Consider the following 19,836-nt stretch of genomic DNA (forward strand, 5'->3'; position numbering starts at 1 on the left):
GAAATATACATAATGTTTTTAATATTTTGTCCCTTTGATATTTTTTTCTTAATTTTCTTAATCTTATACTCAAATTATACAAACAATGTAAACCCATTGCAATCACTTACTTATATACTTATGTCCAAAAAAAAATATCCATATTTTCACTTTTTACAACTTAGCCTGTAAAGTTAATGGTAACTTATGTTATAATAAATCTATTGAATTTTGTTATAACATCCCAGACTATGATAAATTTTAACAAACATGAGGTGATTGAGTTGATACAAGTCAAGGAATTATTAAAAATGCCTTTATTTCAAAGCTTTAAATTAATAGCTGGTGAAAATGGATTAGACCAGCAATTTAACAATGTTGTAATCCTTGAATACGAAAGTGTTAATAATTCTTACCATGTATTTAATCCTGGAGATTTTATCTTAACCTCTTTATTTTTTGCCGTAAATGATCCTGATTCCATTGTCACTGCTTTACGTAATGTCATCAACCGGCGTATTGCCGGCATTGCCATAAAAACAGTTTTCTTTGATGATATTCCCCTGGAAATAAAAAAATATGCATATGAAAAAAAAGTTCCCATTTTTACTTTTAATGGAGTATACATGGAAGACTTAATTTTATGTGTTAATAACTTTCTAAAATTAAAGCAGCATTTTCTAATCAATGAAAATAATATCAAAAAACTAGTTAGTGCTGCCAGTTCACCAGAAATAATTCAAAATATTATTAAACAGATTAATCCATTATTTTTCCCAAATGTCACTGTTGCATTTATTACTCCTAAAGATGAAAAGTCTAATATCCAATTTACATCACACTTTTATGAACTCTTTTATAAAAACTACAATGAAACCATGTCGACCCACTATTCCTACATAAAATATCAGTCAGGCATGCTTATTATACAAACTTCTCCTTCCTCTGCTCCTATTGAAGTATCGGTCTTTCATAGACTTTTAGACTCAATTCGGTTAAATCCGGAGCTGTTTTATATAGGTATCAGCGAGCAAAGGAACTGCTACAGCGATTTCCATATTGCTATTAAAACGGCAATATGGGCAAATCAGGTTGGCCAGATGAATCACTCAGATGTGACATATTATAGAGACATAGGTGTATATAAATGGCTGGCACCTTTATTTAATGAATCTGCTATTGAAAACGATTATAAGGAATTAATTAATAAAATAAGTGAATATGATAAAAATTTTAAATCAAATCTATGGGACACATTAATTGTCTTTATAAAAAACAATGGGGAGTATTCTAAAACTGCTAAAGATCTTTTTCAGCATCCCAATACCATCCGGTATCGGATAAAGAAAATCCGGGAAGTAACAGGTCTTGAAACCGAAGACTATTATGCGCAGCTGTATATCTGCGTTAAACTCTATCTTCTTTCCGGTGAATCATCATATAATATTTAAAGTACATAAAAAAACTAAGGAAATGCAGTGTTTAGCATTTCCTTAGTTTTTTCTTTGCTGTTATATAAGAACCTTATTACATGGCAATCTGCCCTGTAATAAGTAAGTATATAGAAAATATGGCTCCTAAAACGATGAGTCCTGCAACAATAAGTTCTTTTTTATTGAAAATCTTCTCACAGCCATTTTCCCTTCTGGCCTTAGCATAAAAATACATTCCAAGAATATATACTGTGAAACACAATAAGAAATATTCCAGGCCAGATGCATATATTGCCCAGGCAAAGAAAATACAGCCTAAAATCCCAATAATCATTTGTACATTTTCATGTCTCTGAAAGGAGAATTTCACCTGATACATGGTTACCAGAATCCATGTTACAAAAATTGCTGCAGTACAGAGTGAGTAAGCAAAGTTATATGCCTTTTCTGTAAAAAGCAGAGTAAACACAAACAGCTGTGTCAATACAGTCATGAAGATTAAAGAAAAAGTTGGTGAATTGGCACTGTTCACTTCTCCAAACTTTTTAGGCAGAAGCTTCTGTTTTGCCATAAGAAGAGTTGTTTCTGCAGGAAGCATGGTCCATGACAGCCAGCATCCAAATATTGAAATGATTAATCCAATATTAATCATTGCTGCCCCCCAAGGCCCGACAATTTCCTTTAAAATATATCCCATAGATGGCTGTCCAAAGTGAACAATTGTTTCTCTGTCCATTAATCCATATGGAAGCAGTGATACTAATATATAAATTATCAATAATCCTATTAAGCCCAGAACTGTAGATTTTGCTGCCACAGATTTTGTCTTGGCACGGTCTGCCATCATTGCAGCACCTTCGATACCTACAAATACCCACATTAACACCATCATACTGTTTTGAATCTGACTGAAGACCCCTTTAATCTCAAAATTACCTGATACGGTCCCCCAGAAATTAGCTGTAAATACATCGGCTTTAAAAGATATAATAGCAATTACTGCGAAGATAAATAAAGGCACTAGTTTACATACTGTTACAACAACATTAATAATTGCTGCACTCTCAATTCCTTTATTAACAAGGAAACACATAAACCATAAAATCACACTGGCAATTAAAATAGATAATAGGTTCTGTCCTCCTTTGAGTGCAGGAACAAAATAACCAACAGCACTCATCATCATTGTAGCAAAAGCTACATTGCCCAGCCATGCAGAAAGCCAGTAGCCCCATCCACTGATAAATCCTCCAAAAGGTCCAAATCCTGCCTCTGCATAACTAAATACACCACTTAGCTCAGGTCTCTTTGCAATGAGGTTCGTAAATGAAAGACATAACATAAGAACTCCAATACCTACAATTAACCATGCAATTATTGCAGCTCCGGGGCTGGAACTCTCTGCCATATCTGATGAAATACCGAAAATTCCACTTCCTATAGAGGAACTAATAACCATAGCAACCAGTGCTACTACCCCCAGTTTTTTTGAATTATCTGACATAATATAATACCATCCTTCCTTAGTCCGATTTCATCTCATTTGTTTGATTATTACTCTGACTATTATAGTGAATCTGTATTTTATCTGACTTCCTAATTAAAACAATTTTTTTGTATTTTATTGTTGCATTTTTTCCCAAAAATATTTTAAAAATCACATAAAAAAAGGCCCTGATAATAAATGAGGCCTTTTTTTGACGATAAATTTTTAATTGATTTATACAAGATTTCTTACTATTCTAAGTACATCGCTAAATACTCCATAACCCGTCTGAAGCAAATCTGGATCATGCTCTATAATAGTAAGCTTTCCCATAAGATCTGTAGTAATCTGCACCACGGAAGAAGTCCCCTCAATAACAGACATGAGATCTCCCTGCTCTACTAAAGTTGGTTTTACAGAAGCAGCCACTTTTCCCTCTTTCATAGTACCCTTACAAAGAAGTTTTATAATCTTTCCCTGCTGATCAGCCTCTTTTATGTCCTCTATTGTAATCTTTTCTATTCCAGTTCTGTCCACATCCTTTGGTGTTATATCTGCTTCCATAAGTACATTTAGAAGTGCCGTGATTTTGGCGGCGGCATCCCAACCCTCTATATCCATGGAAGGATCTGCTTCTACAAATCCTATTTTTTTGCCTTCTGCAATCACGTCATCATAGTTTTTGCCTTTTGCCAGTTCTTCCAATACGTAATTTGTAGTTGTATTTAATATTCCACTAACTTCTGTCACTTTACAGAATTTGAGAGTTTCATCCTTTAAATTGAATATAGGAGTTCCATCCATAACCGTAGTCTCATAGTAAAACTGCACATTCATTTTTTCTGCAAGGTTTTTCAGTTCTTTATAGTGCCAGGCGATAGGCCCCTTATTAGCAGTTACTGCATGTTTCCCTCTTTCCATAGCCTTTCTCAGATGATCCGTTGCCGGCTGACCTGTAAAAATGTTCAGTGGTGTCATCTCAACAATCACATCATATTCTCCGCTTTCTACAAGTTCCATTGATGTCATCTGGCTATAATCATTTCCGTTTCTGTCAAAGGATCCCTGCTTTTCAAGATCTGACCATGCTTTTTTTAAATCAATACCTTCCGGATTATATAAACTTCCTCTGGAACCGGTAGTTATTCCTGTCACCAGAATATCACTCTCCATGTTTTCTCTGATTTCCTGCTTTTTATCCTCCAGAATCTTTGCAAAAGTTCTTCCTGCATTTCCAAATCCTAAAAGTGCCAGTTTTAATGTTCTCATAATCTTTTACATTTCCTCCTCTGTTTGTTCTTCCAGATGTTCTTCTGAATCTGATTTAACTTTTTCCATTTTGGTTACTTTAAAGAAGTTTATTATAACCATTGCAATAATGGCAAATCCCATAAACCCTTCTATAGGGAACATAATTGAAATAACATTTGTAAATCCTATAAGTCCGCACAGGAATCCCAGCCATGCAATCACAATAATTTTCAATCTCCGATGCTTCTGAGATTTCATTTTCGTAGTAAAACCATAATAATTACTGGTTGCGGATGCGTAAATTGCAAACAGCAGTACACAGGTATATACCAAATTTACACTTTTTGAGATTTTAGCCGAATATCCCAGCATAGGCATATCCATCGCCTGGGAAAATCCCATATCCGTAAACATAGCTGTCCCCAGTACAAAAGCCAGCAACCCAAGAAATACTGCTCCCACAGCTGTACCAATAAAAGCATGTTTATCACTTTTGGCATTTATAGAAGCGGTTGCTACAATGGGAACCAATGCTAAAACATTATAGGATATGTACTGCATAGCTGATAAAAACCAGTTTGGAGTTAAAGGGCTGATTGAAATTTCAGCCTGTTTCTCAGACTTTGGCAAATCCATAAAAATAACCATTAAGCATACTGAAACTACAACTATTACAAGTACCGGCATAATAAATCTGAAAACCCTTGATACTCTTTCAAAGCCTCCTATCACAGTGAGGATTACAAGGCATATGATCACTACTCCCCCGAGAATCCTGCTTTGACCAAACTGCTGGTAAAATAACGCTCCCCCTGCAGAAGACATGGTAATCAAAACGGTAAACAACATCAATGCCATGAAATATCCAACAAATTCTACTAACTTGGGGTTATTTCCAGGTACAATAACCCTTCCCATATCATTAGTATCCAGCGTTCTTGCTATCTTACTGGTCATAACCCCAATAATCATAAACATAATGCCGATAACGAATATTCCTATATATCCTTTGTCTTTAAACACACAGAAAAACTGCCAGATTTCCCTGCCTGATGCAAAGCCTGCCCCCATGATTGTGCCTACATACATGATTGCAACCTCTAAGATGCCCAGCTTATGATTTTCTTTCATTTTTTGACTCCTTTATTTCGCCGTAAGTAAAATATGCAAGACCAATCCAAATTATTATAAATGCCAGGAACTGTACATGATCAAAAGGTTCTTTGAATAAAAAGATCCCTATGACTAATGCAATTGATGGAGATATATATTCTGTTATGCCCAGCGACACCATGGAAATCCTGTTTGCAGCCATTGCAAAAAGAGCAAGTGGAGTTGCTGTCAAAACCCCTACTAATACTAATAATCCAATCTGGTATGGTTCCGCCACACTTAAAGCTCCTTTGCCACTTATTTCATAATATAAAATCATGGCTATGGCAAAAGGGGTCAGAAATACTGTTTCATAAAACAGAGTTATTAGTGCTTCCATTTGAACTTTCTTCTTTATTGCCGCATAGGTAGCAAAAGTCAAAGCTAAACTTAAGGCAATAACCGGAATTTGTCTGAAATGTATCAGGATAACCAAAACACCTGCCATGGCCAATGCCAAAGCCGCCATTTTATATTTATTGAGTTTTTCTTTAAACAGTACCACTCCAAATATGCAGACCATTAAAGGTTCGATATAATATCCGATACAAGTCTGTATGACATAATTGGCATTTACTGCCCATATGTATATGCTCCAGTTAGCAGTAATTAGTATCCCTGCCAGAATAAACGTGGGCAGCATTGTTTTCTGCTTCATGGGTGCAAAAAGTTTCTCTTTTCCATATAGTTTATATGCTGCAATAAAAGTAGTTATCCCTACTAGAAATATTCTGTAATAAATGATTACCATCGAATCAATGGGTCGCAAGGCCTGCCAGTAAATAGGAAGAACCCCCAGAGTACGGAACAGCCCAGGGCGCAACCCATACCAATTTTATATTTCTTCTTTTCTATATCTTGTTCCATAAATAGTACATTTCCTTTTCTCTTCATGCATACAATATCCACATTGGGTATATTCTATCATTAATAACCACATTTTACAATTCTACATTTTATGATATAATATGCAGAAAAATTATTCACTTATTCTGGGCATAACACATGATTTAAGCTGGAAAGGAGTTCTTCATATGCCTTTGTTATTTGCATTTATACTATTTGTTGCATCCATGGTTTTTTGCCTGGGGGCAGGTTATTCTATATTATTTGCCATGATAGTGGGACTTGTTGCATTTACCATTGCAGGGCATTTAAATAGCTTTTCCTACAAAGAATTGACGGGAATGGCCATTCTCGGAGTAAGGGAGTCCTTCATTGTTCTTAAAATAATGATACTGATTGGATTCTTAACCGCTGTCTGGCGGTCTTCAGGGACCATTACTTTTTTTGTATACTATGGTACAAGTATTATCACACCGGCATTATTTATATTGATTTCCTTTTTACTCTGCTGCTTCTTATCGTACATATTAGGGACTTCTTTTGGTGTTGCTGGGACTCTGGGTGTCATTCTCATGGTTCTTGCCCGCAGCGGAAATGTAAATGAATCTATGGTTGCAGGGGCAGTCATCTCAGGGATTTATTTCGGAGACAGAAACTCTCCGGTCTCTTCTAGCGCTATTCTTGTAGCTTCCATTACACAGACAAATATATATGAAAACGTAAAATTAATGTTCAGAACGTCGGGTATTCCTCTTATTCTGGTAACTGCCATATATGCTGTTTTGTCCATTTTGAATCCATTAAAAACTATAGATACAAATGTGCTTCATGCACTTCATACGGATTTTAATTTAAGTCTCTGGACTGTTATACCAGCTGTATTCATGCTGATATTACCTTTATTTAGAATGAATATTGTATGGGTATTCATAACGAGTATTTTAAGTGGTTTCTTGATTACTATAACCGTTCAGGGTATCACTGTTACAGATACCTTAAAATACTGCATACTGGGTTACCAGAGTGAAAACTTTAACCTTGGATTTATACTGAACGGTGGTGGTGTCATTTCCATGCTTACAGTCTGTGGGGTTGTACTGCTTTCATCTGCCTATTCCGGCATATTTAAAGGGACAGATATGCTTGCTGTAATACAGGAGAAACTGGATGTTTTAATCGTAAAAATTGGCAGATTCGGCAGCATGTTAATTACTTCTACCCTGGTCACCTGTGTTTTCTGTAATCAGACCATAGCTTCTATGATGAGTCGTGACTTACTTGCAAAGCCTTATGAAAATTCCGGTGGAACAAATTTGGAACTGGCTGTGGACATTGAAAATTCTTCAATTGTTCTTTGCGGTTTAATTCCCTGGGCAATCTCCTGTTCTGTTCCTCTTCAAATGTTAGGAGCGGGTTACAGTGCACTTTTATTTGCCTGCTTATTGTATATCATTCCACTTTGTTACATATTCACGAAAAAGTTTCATTTTAATAGATGAACCTTAGTTTTTAGTATCTCTTTATAAAAAGGAGCACAGTGTTTATACCGTAACAAAAAAAACAGGGTACATCCAACCCTGTTTTCTGTTGATTCATAAATAATTCTACAGATAATTTAATATAACGTTTTAGAATAATCCGCCAAATAAGCCGCCGCCCCTGCAACCATTATTATTGTTATTGCAGAAAAGTAAGTAAAGAACAATTAAAATAAGAATGATATGGCCTGAACCACCACCACAATCATTATTACAGCAACATTCGTCAAAGCATTTATCTTCACATCTTTCCTTACAGTTGCAGTCTCTGAAACAATCCTTTTCGCAGAAATTACCGTCGCCCATAACGCACCTCCATATGTATGATAATATTATTAACCATAATATGCAGCTACTTTAATATGTGTGAATATGTGCGCTAAAAGTCGTATTCATCCTCTGTAAGACCGCTCATGTATTCTGAATCAGGATTTTCCTCCAAATCTTCTTCCAGATAGCCATCCTCTTCTTCCTCTTCAGAAATTACATCGCTGAACGAAACCGTATATTCATCCAGCTGATAATCCAGCCCCTCATCAAAGCCGTAGGAATATTCTTCCTCATTTAACTTTTCCATTCTTGAGAGTACCAATGCTTCAAAAAAAGTTACTTCTTTGGTGGTTCCATCTTTTTTTCTGGTGCATTCAATATTACTGTCAATAACGTACCAGTTTCTGAACCGCTCCAGCTCTTCTACAAACCTGACCATTTCCCTTGCTTCATTTTCTTCATCTTTTTGTTTTAATATTCCTCTTAAGGACATACTTAAACTTTTCAAAAATGTAAAGGCCTCTGTTCCATCATCAGGTAAACTATCAGAAATCTCATCAAAATAGTTTTCAATTAGTTCAGCCAGCACTTTTTTGTCTACTTGTGATATCAATTCAAAAAGAGCATCATATGAAATGTGCCCATCGCACTCCATTAAATCCGCAAAGTGCTCAAAATACTGAAATTCATCCGGACTTTCAATATCCAGTAATTCTAATAATTCATCATAATTCATGCTCATTATCCCTCACTTTAATATTTAAATAAATACATTTAAACCAATAATTGTGGTATAATATTTTTTGTATCACTAATATATCCAATAATAAAATGGATTATGTAATACATATTATATTAAACAATTATAAATGATATGTAAATAGAAACTATATTATATCATACAAGCAGTATCAATGTATGATAAATGTTGGTTGATGCATTCTGCTAATCGAACCAGCATTATTTTATGTTATATCACATATGGAGGTTCAAAATGAGCGATAAAAATACCAAAACCCGAGATCAGATTGACAACAAATATAAATGGAATATTGAAAGCATGTATCCAAATGAAGCAGACTGGAACAAAGATTATAATGCAGTCATGCAGATGTCCGATGAATATAGCAAATATTCCGGTAAGCTTGGGGAAAGTGCTGGTGTGCTGCTTGAAGCATTTCAGGAGAAAGATAAAATCTGGCAGGTAGCTGAAAAAGTATATGTGTATGCACGGATGAGACGTGATGAAGATAACAGAGTTACAAAATATCAGGCTTTCGCAGATAAATGCAATGCATTACTGGCTAAAGCTTCTGCTTCCATGTCCTTTTTCACACCAGAACTTTTAGAGATACCAGAAGACAAACTTTTGGGATTTATAAAAGAGGAACCTGGATTAAAGATTTATGAGTATCTGATTCTGGATATTTTAAGAGAAAAGGCCCATATCTTGTCAAAGGCTGAAGAAAATATCCTGGCTCAGATGAGTGAGGTTACTTCTGCTACCAACGATATTTTTACTATGTTAAACAATGCAGATATTAAATTTGGCACCATAACAGATGAAGATGGGGATGAGGTAGAAGTCACCCACGGTAAATATATTAATTTTCTGGAATCCTACAACAGAGAAGTCCGAAAAGATGCTTATGATCATATGTATGAAGCCTATAAAAAACAGATTAATACTATTGCAACCACTTATAATTATAATACAAAAACAGATGTTGTCAGTGCAAGAATCCGTAAATATGATTCCTCTCTGGCAGCAGCCCTGACCAGTGACAATATTGAAAAAGAAGTTTATCATAATCTCATCAATGTGGTAAATAAAAATCTTTATACTTTACACCGATATATGCAGCTTCGTAAAAAGATATTAGGTGTTGACGAACTTAAAATGTACGATGTATATGTACCTCTTATCGAAATACCTGACAAAACCATTTCATATGAAGAGGCCCTTGATATTATGCGCCAGGGACTTGCACCTTTAGGTGAAGATTATCTTAGCCGCATGAATAAAGGTATTTCTGAAGGCTGGATTGATGTCTATGAAAATGAAGGAAAAACCAGTGGTGCTTACAGTTTTGGCAGTTATGACAGTATGCCTTTTATACTGCTTAATTACACTGAAAAGCTTAAAGATGTATTCACTATTGTTCATGAAATGGGGCACTCCATGCATTCTGATTATACCAGAGAAGCACAGCCCTTTATTTACGGGGGGCACTCCATCTTTACGGCAGAGGTTGCCTCAACAGTAAATGAATCTCTGTTAATGCAGCATTTACTGAAAAAAGAAACAGATATCAATATGAGAAAATATCTTCTGAACTTATATATAGAAGAGTTCAGAACCACCCTGTTCCGTCAGACTATGTTTGCTGAATTCGAGCTTCTTACCCATGAAGCTGTTGAACGTGGTGAAGTCCTTACCCCTGAATGGCTGTGTAATGAATACGAAAAACTAAATAAAAAGTATTTTGGTGAAGCTATAGGGGATGATGAATATATCCGCTATGAGTGGGCTCGTATTCCTCATTTCTACAACTCATTTTATGTATATAAATATGCAACTGGATATTCTGCTGCAACTGCCATTTCAAATAAAATCTTAAATGATGGTAAAACTGCAGTGCACAATTATATTGAATTTTTAAAAACCGGTGAGTCCAACTATCCAATAGAACTTTTAAAAATTGCAGGTGTGGACATGAGCAGTCCAGAGCCAATTGAACTGGCCATGAAAGCTTTTGAAAAACTGGTGGATGAATTTGAAAGATTGGTATAAAAATGAAAAACCGAATTATTACAATACACACAAATGACACCCCTGTATCATTAAAAACCAAAAGGCTTTTGGCTAAAAAGCTAGAAGGAAGTGGTTTTATAGTTTCTGAGTCCCTTGAGGGGGACTCAGAACTTATTGTATGTATTGGTGGTGATGGTACATTTCTGGAAGGAATACATAAGTTTGATTTTCCCAAGATTCCTTTTATTGGCATTAATACGGGACATTTAGGGTTCTTTCAGGAGATTAATCCGAACCAGCTGGCAGATTTTATTTTTCACTACAAAACCGGTAAATATCGTCTTCAGGCACTTTCAACTGTGAAAGCAACAGTAATAAATGATAATGATGAATGTTTTGAGCATATTGGACTAAATGAAATAGTTATCCGTGGAGAATTATCCCATCCTGTTCATTTAAATATTTCTATCGGTGGCAGTTTTATTGAACGTTTTAGTGGAGACGGCATCCTTGTAGCTACACCCGCAGGCAGTACCGCATATAATTATTCTTTAGGAGGTTCTATTGTAGACCCCAGACTGAAACTAATGCAGGTAACTCCTATTGCTCCTATGGATACCACAGCCTATCGTTCCTTTACCTCAAGTATACTGCTTCCTTGCGATTTGTCTCTTGGAGTAATACCCGAGTATGTAACAAAACATGGTATTAAAATTACTACAGACCATCTGGAATATAACTATAATGATATCAGACACATTAATGTAGAATTCTCTGACAAAGTAGTGAATCTTTTACGTTTTGAGAATTATGATTTCTGGACTAAAGTAAAAAGTAAATTTTTGTAGAGGTAATATGAGTAGCACAAACAAATTTCAATACATTGTTAAAAATGAAGATGCTGGAACTCCTTATAAAGAGTTAGTGCGGAATAACTTCACTTTTTCCAGCCGTCTAATGACAAAGTTAAAGCAGAAAAACCTGGTTTTTATAAACGGCAAGCCTATCAAAATGTATCTGCCTGCCAATGTGGGAGATATTATCACCGTTGAACTTCCAGAGGAAAAAAGTGATTTTATCCCGGAGCCCATTGATATATACCCTGTTTTTGAAGATAGTGATTTACTCATTATCAATAAACAACCGGGATATGTGGTGCATCCTACTAAGGGGCATCCTCTTCATACAATGGCCAATGGAATCATGAAATATATGATTGACACAAATCAGAATTTTAAAATCCGTTTTATCAACCGGTTAGATATGAACACTTCAGGACTGCTGGTAATTGCTAAAAATTCTCACAGTCAGGATGAGTTTACTAAACAAATGAAGGAAAATAGAGTATCTAAACGCTATGTAGCCATCGTTAAAGGTATCATAGAGCAAGATAGCGGTACGATTAATGCACCTTTGGGCCGCCCTGATCCAGAGAGAGTAGAACGGGGAGTCATGGAAGGTGGATATCCTTCCGTTACACATTTTAAAGTTTTGGAAAGATATTCAAAAGGATACACTCTCGTAGAGCTTCTCCTGGAAACAGGCAGAACTCATCAAATCAGAGTTCATATGTCACATATAGGCTACCCGGTTCTTGGAGACCATTTATACGGCGGGGAAAATCCATGGCTTATTGAAAGGCAGGCTCTTCATGCAAGATTTTTATCCTTCTGGCATCCTGTAACAGGATTATTTATGGAAGTTGAAGCTCCACTTCCAGAGGATATGCAAAAGACCATTGAAAAACTCCGATAACATTTAAGCCACTTTAAGAAGTGGCTTTTTTTATTGAATAAGCTTCCTAAAATTATAACCATTCAGCATATTTCTTTTAACCTAAACTGTGCGATCTGCTCTTTTAAAATTTCAGCTCTTTCAAAGAGTTCTCTGCTGGCGTTGGCAGATTGCTCTGCAGTTACAGAATTGGTCTGCACCACGGAAGTAATTTGCTTTATGGCTGAGGACAGCTGTTTTACCGAATCTGACTGCTGTATACTTGCCATAGAGATGCCATCTATCATTTCCTCTGTCTTTTTAGATTTTTTCACTACTGTTTCCATTGATTCAGCAGTTTTTTCTGCTATATAGGTCCCTTTCTTTACTGCATTTATAGAACTATTAATCAAAATAGTAGTGCTTTTTGCTGCTTCTGCAGACTGCCTGGCAAGCCTGCGGACTTCCTCCGCCACTACAGAAAACCCTTTACCTGCCGTACCAGCCCGTGCAGCCTCTACTGCAGCATTCAATGAAAGCACATTAGTCTGAAATGCAATATCATCAATGGTCTTAATGATTTTTATCACCTCTTTAGATTTATCATATATTTCTGCTATAGAATCCAGCATATCTTTCATGTTTTTATCTGATTCAATCAACCCTGCACCAACTTCTTCTGTAAGTAAGTTAGCAGCCTGTGCATTTTGTGAAGTTAATTCAATTTGGATTTCCATTTGTTCAATTGCTGCTGAAAGCTCCTCTGTGGCTGCCGCCTGCTCTATTGCTCCCTTGGAAAAAGACTGGGAGTCACTAAAGAAATGGTTGGAGCTGGTTGTTACCTGCTCTGATGCCAGATTAATCCCAGTAAGAGTGCCATTAATATTGTAACTCAGATTCTTTAAAGATAAGAAAATCTCTTCGTAATCTCCAATGCACTTTTTTTCAAAATCAACATCCATGCTAAAATTTCCCTGTGCCATCTCACTTAAGAGACATTTTAAATGTGAAATTATATATTTTAAAACTTCTGACATATGGTCAAAAGCTTTTATCACCTGTCCTAGCTCGTCCTTTGAATCTTTTGATAAGCTGTAGTCTAAAATTCCCTGTGATATATTATCTGATGCCTGCATTATTTGTTTTATTGGCTTGACGATTCTGCTTGTTAAAAGCATAACGGACCATATGGATAAAATCATACATAGTACCGTTACAGATATCATGATAGTAATGGCATACTTTTTAACAGAAATTATTTTATTGAAAGCATTTGCTGCTGATTTATCTGACATATTTCCGATCTCTTCTAAAACAGCATTCAGCTGCTCTGAGGCCTGAACATATTCAGAATTAAATAAGACAAAAGCTTCATTTTTATTTCCTTTAAGAGAATGTGCCATCACCAGCATTTCCTGCTCTAGAACTTTATTGATACAGATATTGAGTTTTTTCATCAGTTTCTGGTCTTCAAAATTATTCTTTAGTTCATTGGTATCTTTCATAACCAGCTCTACCGATTTCTCCACCATTTCTGCCTGTTTTTTCTGCTCTTTTTCATTAGTATTATATATGCACATTAATATTTCTTTATTTAGTCTCTCAACGCTTTCTCTAATTTCCATTTGTTTCATACTGTTTTTATGTTCTGTATAATAAAAGGTATGAATGCCCTTTTCAATTGAATTAACTGAAATGACTGATATAAATAAAATAATAAAAAAGAATGCCATAACAACTGCAAATGATATCATCAGTTTGTGTTTGATTTTTAAATTCTTATACATATAAAACCTCAATTTTAAAACTTCTAAAAAAACAACTGCTTTAACATATAATCCATCAGTTAATCCAGTTTAAAGTAACCACCCTTTATTTATTACAGTATGATATGGAAGGGTTAAATTTATTGTGGGTTAAATGTAAAAATCAGGTTAAATGTAAAAAAAAACCTCCACACAAAAGTATGAAGGTTTTAAGTTCTATTGTTTTATTCTCTTTATTTATTCTTAAATTTGAAAGTCGTATTAATTGATACTATAATTACTGCTTGTTGTTATTTGTATTGTGTCTGTAGCAGAATTATAGGACAAACCGAAATTCAAAAGCAATGCTAAATCTCTAAGCATAACAAAGTTGTTTCCATCTATGTTATATGCGGTCATCGTTGTAGCCTGATTATCCAGTGTAACCGGCTGTATGGATATCATAATATCTTTCGACGGCTTTAATGGCTTGTTTTCCTGCCCATTTGCCGTATAATATCCACCTGACAGAAGTGATATGGCATTTGTAGCTTCATTATATCCTATAGAGAACTGTTTATTTGTTCCGGAAAGGATACTGGCTATATCTCGTAATTTTACAAAATTACTTCCACTGATGTTATAAGCATTCAGTTGTTTTGCCGTTCCATTTAAATTTAAGTTCTGAACACTAACCAGAGATTCCAGTTTTTTAGCATGTTTATAAATGCTCACACTATAGTTTTTAATGTCATAAGAATCACTTGTAAGATATACAGTAATGGCAAAATTATTTGGCCCTTCATTTAGAGTATAATTCTGGCTCCATGTAGAATTATTCAGTTCTGTGTTGTTCAGAAATATTTTAGCATTAGTCCCAGCTGTCATGAAAAAACTGGCGGTCTGAATGTGATTTCCAACATTTGCTGTATAGTTTTTCTTTCCTGCATTAAAAACAGGGCTTAAGGAAATGGTGTTCCCGCTACTGTCTTTTACACTTAATGATGAAATAACTGCTTCAGCTTTCTGAGTATCTGTATCTTTACTGTCATAATTAACAGTAAGAGTATATTTCTGGGAATCCTCACAGTTCTCAGCGATTACTGTTATCTTAAACTCATTTTTACCCTTTGATACTTTAAAATCCAGATAATCATCATCCATGATTATTCCATTGATGATTACATGAGCTTTTGAATCTCTGGCTTCTGCATAAATTCTGACTGAATCATAATCATTTTGCTTGATTGAAACTTTATAATCTTTTTCTTTCTTGTCAAAGTCTTTGTCCAATGATACTTTACTGTAAGAATCCTTGTCACTTTTTTCTCTCATGGATAAAGAATCCAGATAAGCTTCGTCGTTGTCATTTTTATCGCCACAAAAGAAAGTAACGGTATAAGTATCCAGTTTATTGTCGTCCCTGTCCCGGACAACAATTTTTACCACATCTTTATTTGAGATATTCTTTTTATAATAGTAATAATCATCATCGTCATTTACTTCTTTGCCATCACAGTACACTTTATATTTGCTGTTATCCGGTTTTACATATAGATAGGCAGAATCTGTATCCTCAGGCAAAAATACATAATAATCTGCAACCTTCGGATCAAATTCCGGAAATAAATCATATACTTTGCTCGAGCTTGTACTCTTGCTTTTACTTACGGACAGCTTGTTCAACGATTTATCAGCTGAACTGGATGCAAAGGCTATGTTGCTACTGGTTATTAAAAGCGATATAACAAGTAAAATAGCAAAAAATTTTTTCATAATATCCTCCCTATAATTTAATGCTATAACAGAGTTTTATAATCTGTTACCCCTCTTCTTCTATTATGCACTATTTGCATAGTTTTTCCAATGGTTTATTAAAAATTTCTTTGACATAATTCCATTTTTAGATACTTTTTTCGAAACAGATCAGGTTTTCCCATATAACATTTTCAAAGTGAAATGGCAGCGTTCCTACATATGTATACCCAGCTTACCATACAATCTGGCTGCAGGTGTATTTTTCTCATAAGTATCCAGTCTTATGACTTTGCATCCTATTTCATTGCCATGCTTTTCTGCAAAAGCTACAAATTCATTGCCCCTTCCCTGTCCTGCATTGAGAGGCCTTATACACAAGGTATGAATAACTAAAACTTCATTTTCATTTACATGATCTATGTTCCATGAGATGTTTTTATATTCTTTGGGTTGTATGTGATTAAGAACTACACATCCGTATAAAGTTTTATCCTCCTCTTCTCCCACAAATAAAGTTCCTGCCTCTAAAGCATTTTGTGCAGTTTTTATAGTGGGATAAAGACCTTTCTGCCAATTGGTATATGAAATTGTTTTTTCTTCCTTTTCCAGAATTTCATTATAAATTTGTTCTATTATAACTACATCTTCTGGTACAGCTTTTCTTATCATTGTCGTCCCCCTTACATATTTTTTGCAGTATAAATCAATATGTCTTTAGTATTTTTAAGCTGGTTGTCCATTACCTGTTCTAAAAGTCCTTCAAGAACTTCTCCGATTTTTTTCCCATCGTGAATACCAGCTTCCATTAAATCTTCTCCATTTACTGCCAGCTGCTTTAAACTAAAGCACTGTTTTTCACTTAAAACCCGCTTCATATTACTCTCTATGGCCTTCAGTTTTTTCAGCTTGTGTTCTCTTAGATAATCGGACTGACCCATAACATCAGCATATTTCACCTGTAACAATCTTTTAAACTGAACTTCACCTATTTTGTTCAGCCATTTTTTTATAAACCTGTCATTGTCATTTATATCTGCATCATGATACTTTATCAACTGACACACATCACTGATGACCTGGTTACTAAATTTAAGATTCCTTAAAATTCTGTCCGCTTCTTTAGCTCCAAATTCTCCATGACTGTAAAAATGTCCAATCCCGTCACTGTCGCAGGTGTAGCACTCTGGTTTCCCCACATCATGTAAAAGGACGGCTAGTCTTATAGTCAGATCATTCTCTGAATTTTTTAATGCAGCAACGGTGTGATTCCATACATCATACTGATGATGAGGGTTATTTTGCTGACAATCAATCATCGGCAGGATTTCAGGCAAAATAGTCCCTAATACGTCACTGTATGCTTTCAAAATTTGTGATACTCCTTTGCCACAAAGAAGCTTCCCTAATTCAGTATTAATTCTTTCTTTTGCAATTTTATTCAAAAGCTCCCGGTTTTTGTGTATGCTTTCAGCCGTTTCCTGTTCCAGATTAAATTCAAGGACTGATGCAAATCTAAGGGCTCTGATGATTCTAAGTGCATCCTCTTTAAACCTTTCCTCTGCACTGCCCACACATTGGATAACACGGTTTTCCAAGTCTTTACATCCTTGAAAGTAATCAGCCAGCCCTTTATTAGAATTGTACGCCATAGCGTTAATGGTAAAGTCTCTTCTGGCTAAGTCTTCCTTCAGGGAGCTTACAAATGTCACATTTTCCGGTCTTCTGTTATCTAAATATTCTCCATCAACTCTATAAGTGGTAATCTCATAGGATTGCCCATTGAGTCTGACAGTGATGGTTCCATGTTTTAACCCTGTCTCAATGATATGATACCCTTCAAAGCATTCAATAACCTGCTCCGGTCTTGCAGATGTACATAAATCCCAATCACTAGGTTTACTCCCCAGCAGACTATCACGGACACATCCGCCTACGGCATATGCTTCAAACCCTTTTTCTTCTAACCTGTTTATTATTTTTTCTACATCAACTGGTACATTAATAACCACATTTCCTCCTAAATCCGACTCCATTCATATTTTTCTGTTGCTGAAATAAATAAAACTGTCAATAGCATCTAAAATGTCTTTAAAATTTTCTCTTGGTGCCACATCAATATATTTTTTCAAGATTTCATTTTCTTTATCATCTTTATATCTGCCATAGAAAATATCAAAGAGGTTATGACCTCTCCCATAAATCCGTATGAGATCCATATTATCTTTAATATCCTGCTTGCTGTTTATAACAACCCCTGTTTTTTCATATAAATTTTTAAAACTGGTCATTCGATACAGATATTCCTGATATTTTTCAAATAAAATATCATAAAATTCTTCTTCACTGGCTACCACGCCAATCTGAGCCATCACAGCAGGATCAAGAAAATAATTTTCAAAGGAGTAATAGTTCAACACTAGTACATTTCTTGGGAGAACCTTTGGCAGATTTCCTATATCCTCTGCTTCTCTTAATTTATAATAATTGCAAAGTTGTTCCTGAAGTTCTTTCTTATCTTTTCCGTCCCCATCACGTATCATTACAAACTGATCTTTTAAATATAACTGGTTGATGTATTTAAGGTTTGCATACGTCTTGATGTTGGTGCAGCTGTTGGTGGTAATAATGGAAATTCTATGAAGTCTTCCTGCATCGTCATAAATTTCTGAGTAATACTTATTTAATAGCAGTGGAAGCCGATTTCTATCCTGCTTACCTTCTACTATGAACACAAAACTTACGTTCATCAGATCATTTGCACTATATCCCAGATCATCTAAAATCCTGCTTATATCGTTTTGTTCTTTTAAAACAGTGTATCCATCTTTATCCAGTTTAACCTGTTTTATCTGACGTGTATTAAAATTAAAAACCATATTGGGTGAATGAGTTGAAAAAATAACCTGGTTTTTCAAAGACAGCCGGTATAAAATTTCGCTGGCTATCTTTTGTAATTGTGGGTGAAGAAACATCTCCGGATCCTCTATCAATATAATGCACGGCATTTTTTCCTCAATTTCCAGATAAGCTTCAAGCAGCGAAAAAATATAAATACTTTTCATGCCATCACTCATATTCTTGGTCCACTCAATCTCGTCATTTTGTTTCTGGTACATCATGACATTCATCTTAAATAATGCACCTACATCAAAATTAAACTGATATATTAATGAATAAGGCAGTCCGCTGTTCTTATTAAAATAATAATTCAGCCTCTCAATAAAATTGTCCATATCAAGATTAACCAGTTTATATTCCAAAAGTTTTTCTGTTTCAAATATGCTCAACTGGTTGGGCTGTTTTTTTTCAATGACCCCAATACATTGAAAGCACTCATTACAATTTTTTGTACCATCAAAAATACACTTATTTGCCCTTAGTTCACTAAGGGCTGTTTCATGACTCCGGGTCATTAAAATATCTGCCTGTATTTCTTCCAGATTTCTAGTATGATCTATATAGTAAAGTTTAGGCAATATCTGTATGATATACTTATTATCTTTCTTAAAACCATCATAATACCTGAAGCTTCCCTGTTTATTAGCAATAAAAGTAAAAGATACCATTCCATCTTTGAAAGAAGGAAGCTTATTGGTAAAATCCGCAATCCAGAGTTCCCATCTTTTGTATTTACTCACCTTCCCCTGTTTATGAAGTAAACGTAAATCTTCCTCATCAATAGAAAGCTTAACATCAATTTCAATATTGTTTTCCTGCTCATTAAAATTACGTATGCAGATTTTATACATCTGACACACGGCCAGGATAGCATCAATAATGACAGTTTTACCAGTACTGTTTTTCCCAATGAGAATGCTGGCATTTTCCAGTTTTTCAATATTCAGTTCTCTGACTGATTTAAAATTCCGAATAGCAATAGCCTCAAATTTCATAATTTAAGCCCCTTCAA

16 protein-coding genes are annotated in these 19,836 nt (G+C 35.1%); 5 read left to right on the top strand and 11 right to left on the bottom strand.

What is annotated here, in order from left to right; all coding sequences use genetic code 11:
- Nucleotides 1–263 precede the first annotated feature (263 nt).
- Nucleotides 264–1,430: a PucR family transcriptional regulator gene (locus Ami3637_RS01145; RefSeq protein ID WP_162360956.1), complete on the top strand. Its 1,167-nt coding sequence runs from the start codon at nt 264–266 to the stop codon at nt 1,428–1,430.
- Nucleotides 1,431–1,506: 76 nt separating this feature from the next.
- On the opposite strand, the gene arcD is transcribed toward Ami3637_RS01145, so the two are convergent.
- From arcD to rarD, 4 genes are all read right to left on the bottom strand, one after another.
- Nucleotides 1,507–2,916: an arginine-ornithine antiporter gene (gene arcD / locus Ami3637_RS01150; RefSeq protein ID WP_162360957.1), complete on the bottom strand. Its 1,410-nt coding sequence runs from the start codon at nt 2,914–2,916 to the stop codon at nt 1,507–1,509.
- 216 nt (nt 2,917–3,132) lie between these two features.
- Complete coding sequence (locus tag Ami3637_RS01155; protein ID WP_162360958.1) at nt 3,133–4,167, bottom strand: homoserine dehydrogenase; 1,035 nt, start codon at nt 4,165–4,167, stop codon at nt 3,133–3,135.
- 6 nt (nt 4,168–4,173) lie between these two features.
- Nucleotides 4,174–5,280: a YkvI family membrane protein gene (locus Ami3637_RS01160; protein ID WP_162360959.1), complete on the bottom strand. Its 1,107-nt coding sequence runs from the start codon at nt 5,278–5,280 to the stop codon at nt 4,174–4,176.
- Complete coding sequence (gene rarD / locus Ami3637_RS01165) at nt 5,264–6,124, bottom strand: EamA family transporter RarD (protein ID WP_162360960.1); 861 nt, start codon at nt 6,122–6,124, stop codon at nt 5,264–5,266. The genes Ami3637_RS01160 and rarD overlap by 17 nt, the downstream gene beginning before the upstream one ends.
- A gap of 211 nt (nt 6,125–6,335) precedes the next feature.
- On the opposite strand from rarD, the gene Ami3637_RS01170 reads away from it, so the two are divergent.
- Complete coding sequence (locus Ami3637_RS01170) at nt 6,336–7,646, top strand: Na+/H+ antiporter NhaC family protein (protein WP_162360961.1); 1,311 nt, start codon at nt 6,336–6,338, stop codon at nt 7,644–7,646.
- Nucleotides 7,647–7,775: 129 nt separating this feature from the next.
- Here Ami3637_RS01170 and Ami3637_RS01175 read toward each other — a convergent pair whose 3' ends face one another.
- Nucleotides 7,776–7,991: a hypothetical protein gene (locus tag Ami3637_RS01175; protein WP_162360962.1), complete on the bottom strand. Its 216-nt coding sequence runs from the start codon at nt 7,989–7,991 to the stop codon at nt 7,776–7,778.
- Between the two features lie 73 nt (nt 7,992–8,064).
- Nucleotides 8,065–8,691: a hypothetical protein gene (locus Ami3637_RS01180; protein WP_162360963.1), complete on the bottom strand. Its 627-nt coding sequence runs from the start codon at nt 8,689–8,691 to the stop codon at nt 8,065–8,067.
- A gap of 258 nt (nt 8,692–8,949) precedes the next feature.
- On the opposite strand from Ami3637_RS01180, the gene pepF reads away from it, so the two are divergent.
- The 3 genes from pepF to Ami3637_RS01195 are packed head-to-tail and all read left to right on the top strand — an operon-like array spanning nt 8,950 to nt 12,465.
- Nucleotides 8,950–10,749: an oligoendopeptidase F gene (gene pepF, locus Ami3637_RS01185; protein ID WP_162360964.1), complete on the top strand. Its 1,800-nt coding sequence runs from the start codon at nt 8,950–8,952 to the stop codon at nt 10,747–10,749.
- A 2-nt stretch (nt 10,750–10,751) separates the two neighbouring features.
- Entirely contained in the window at nt 10,752–11,558 is an 807-nt protein-coding gene (locus tag Ami3637_RS01190) for an NAD(+)/NADH kinase (protein ID WP_162360965.1), read from the top strand.
- A 7-nt stretch (nt 11,559–11,565) separates the two neighbouring features.
- Nucleotides 11,566–12,465 carry an RluA family pseudouridine synthase gene (locus Ami3637_RS01195; RefSeq protein WP_162360966.1) on the top strand — a complete coding sequence of 300 codons (900 nt, stop codon included), beginning with the start codon at nt 11,566–11,568 and terminating at the stop codon, nt 12,463–12,465.
- A gap of 62 nt (nt 12,466–12,527) precedes the next feature.
- Here the strand turns inward: Ami3637_RS01195 and Ami3637_RS01200 are convergent, their stop codons facing one another.
- From Ami3637_RS01200 to Ami3637_RS01220, 5 genes are all read right to left on the bottom strand, one after another.
- Complete coding sequence (locus Ami3637_RS01200; RefSeq protein WP_162360967.1) at nt 12,528–14,210, bottom strand: methyl-accepting chemotaxis protein; 1,683 nt, start codon at nt 14,208–14,210, stop codon at nt 12,528–12,530.
- Between the two features lie 240 nt (nt 14,211–14,450).
- Nucleotides 14,451–15,944 carry a cadherin-like beta sandwich domain-containing protein gene (locus Ami3637_RS01205; RefSeq protein ID WP_162360968.1) on the bottom strand — a complete coding sequence of 498 codons (1,494 nt, stop codon included), beginning with the start codon at nt 15,942–15,944 and terminating at the stop codon, nt 14,451–14,453.
- Nucleotides 15,945–16,139: 195 nt separating this feature from the next.
- The gene (locus Ami3637_RS01210) at nt 16,140–16,595 is read right to left on the bottom strand and encodes a GNAT family N-acetyltransferase (protein WP_243158065.1); all 456 of its coding nucleotides are present in this window, start codon (nt 16,593–16,595) and stop codon (nt 16,140–16,142) included.
- An 11-nt stretch (nt 16,596–16,606) separates the two neighbouring features.
- Nucleotides 16,607–17,959 carry a CCA tRNA nucleotidyltransferase gene (locus tag Ami3637_RS01215; protein WP_162360969.1) on the bottom strand — a complete coding sequence of 451 codons (1,353 nt, stop codon included), beginning with the start codon at nt 17,957–17,959 and terminating at the stop codon, nt 16,607–16,609.
- The gene (locus tag Ami3637_RS01220; protein WP_162360970.1) at nt 17,960–19,819 is read right to left on the bottom strand and encodes an ATP-dependent nuclease; all 1,860 of its coding nucleotides are present in this window, start codon (nt 19,817–19,819) and stop codon (nt 17,960–17,962) included.
- Nucleotides 19,820–19,836: the final 17 nt, after the last annotated feature.

This window comes from Aminipila terrae (assembly GCF_010120715.1).
Lineage (GTDB): Bacteria > Bacillota > Clostridia > Peptostreptococcales > Anaerovoracaceae > Aminipila > Aminipila terrae.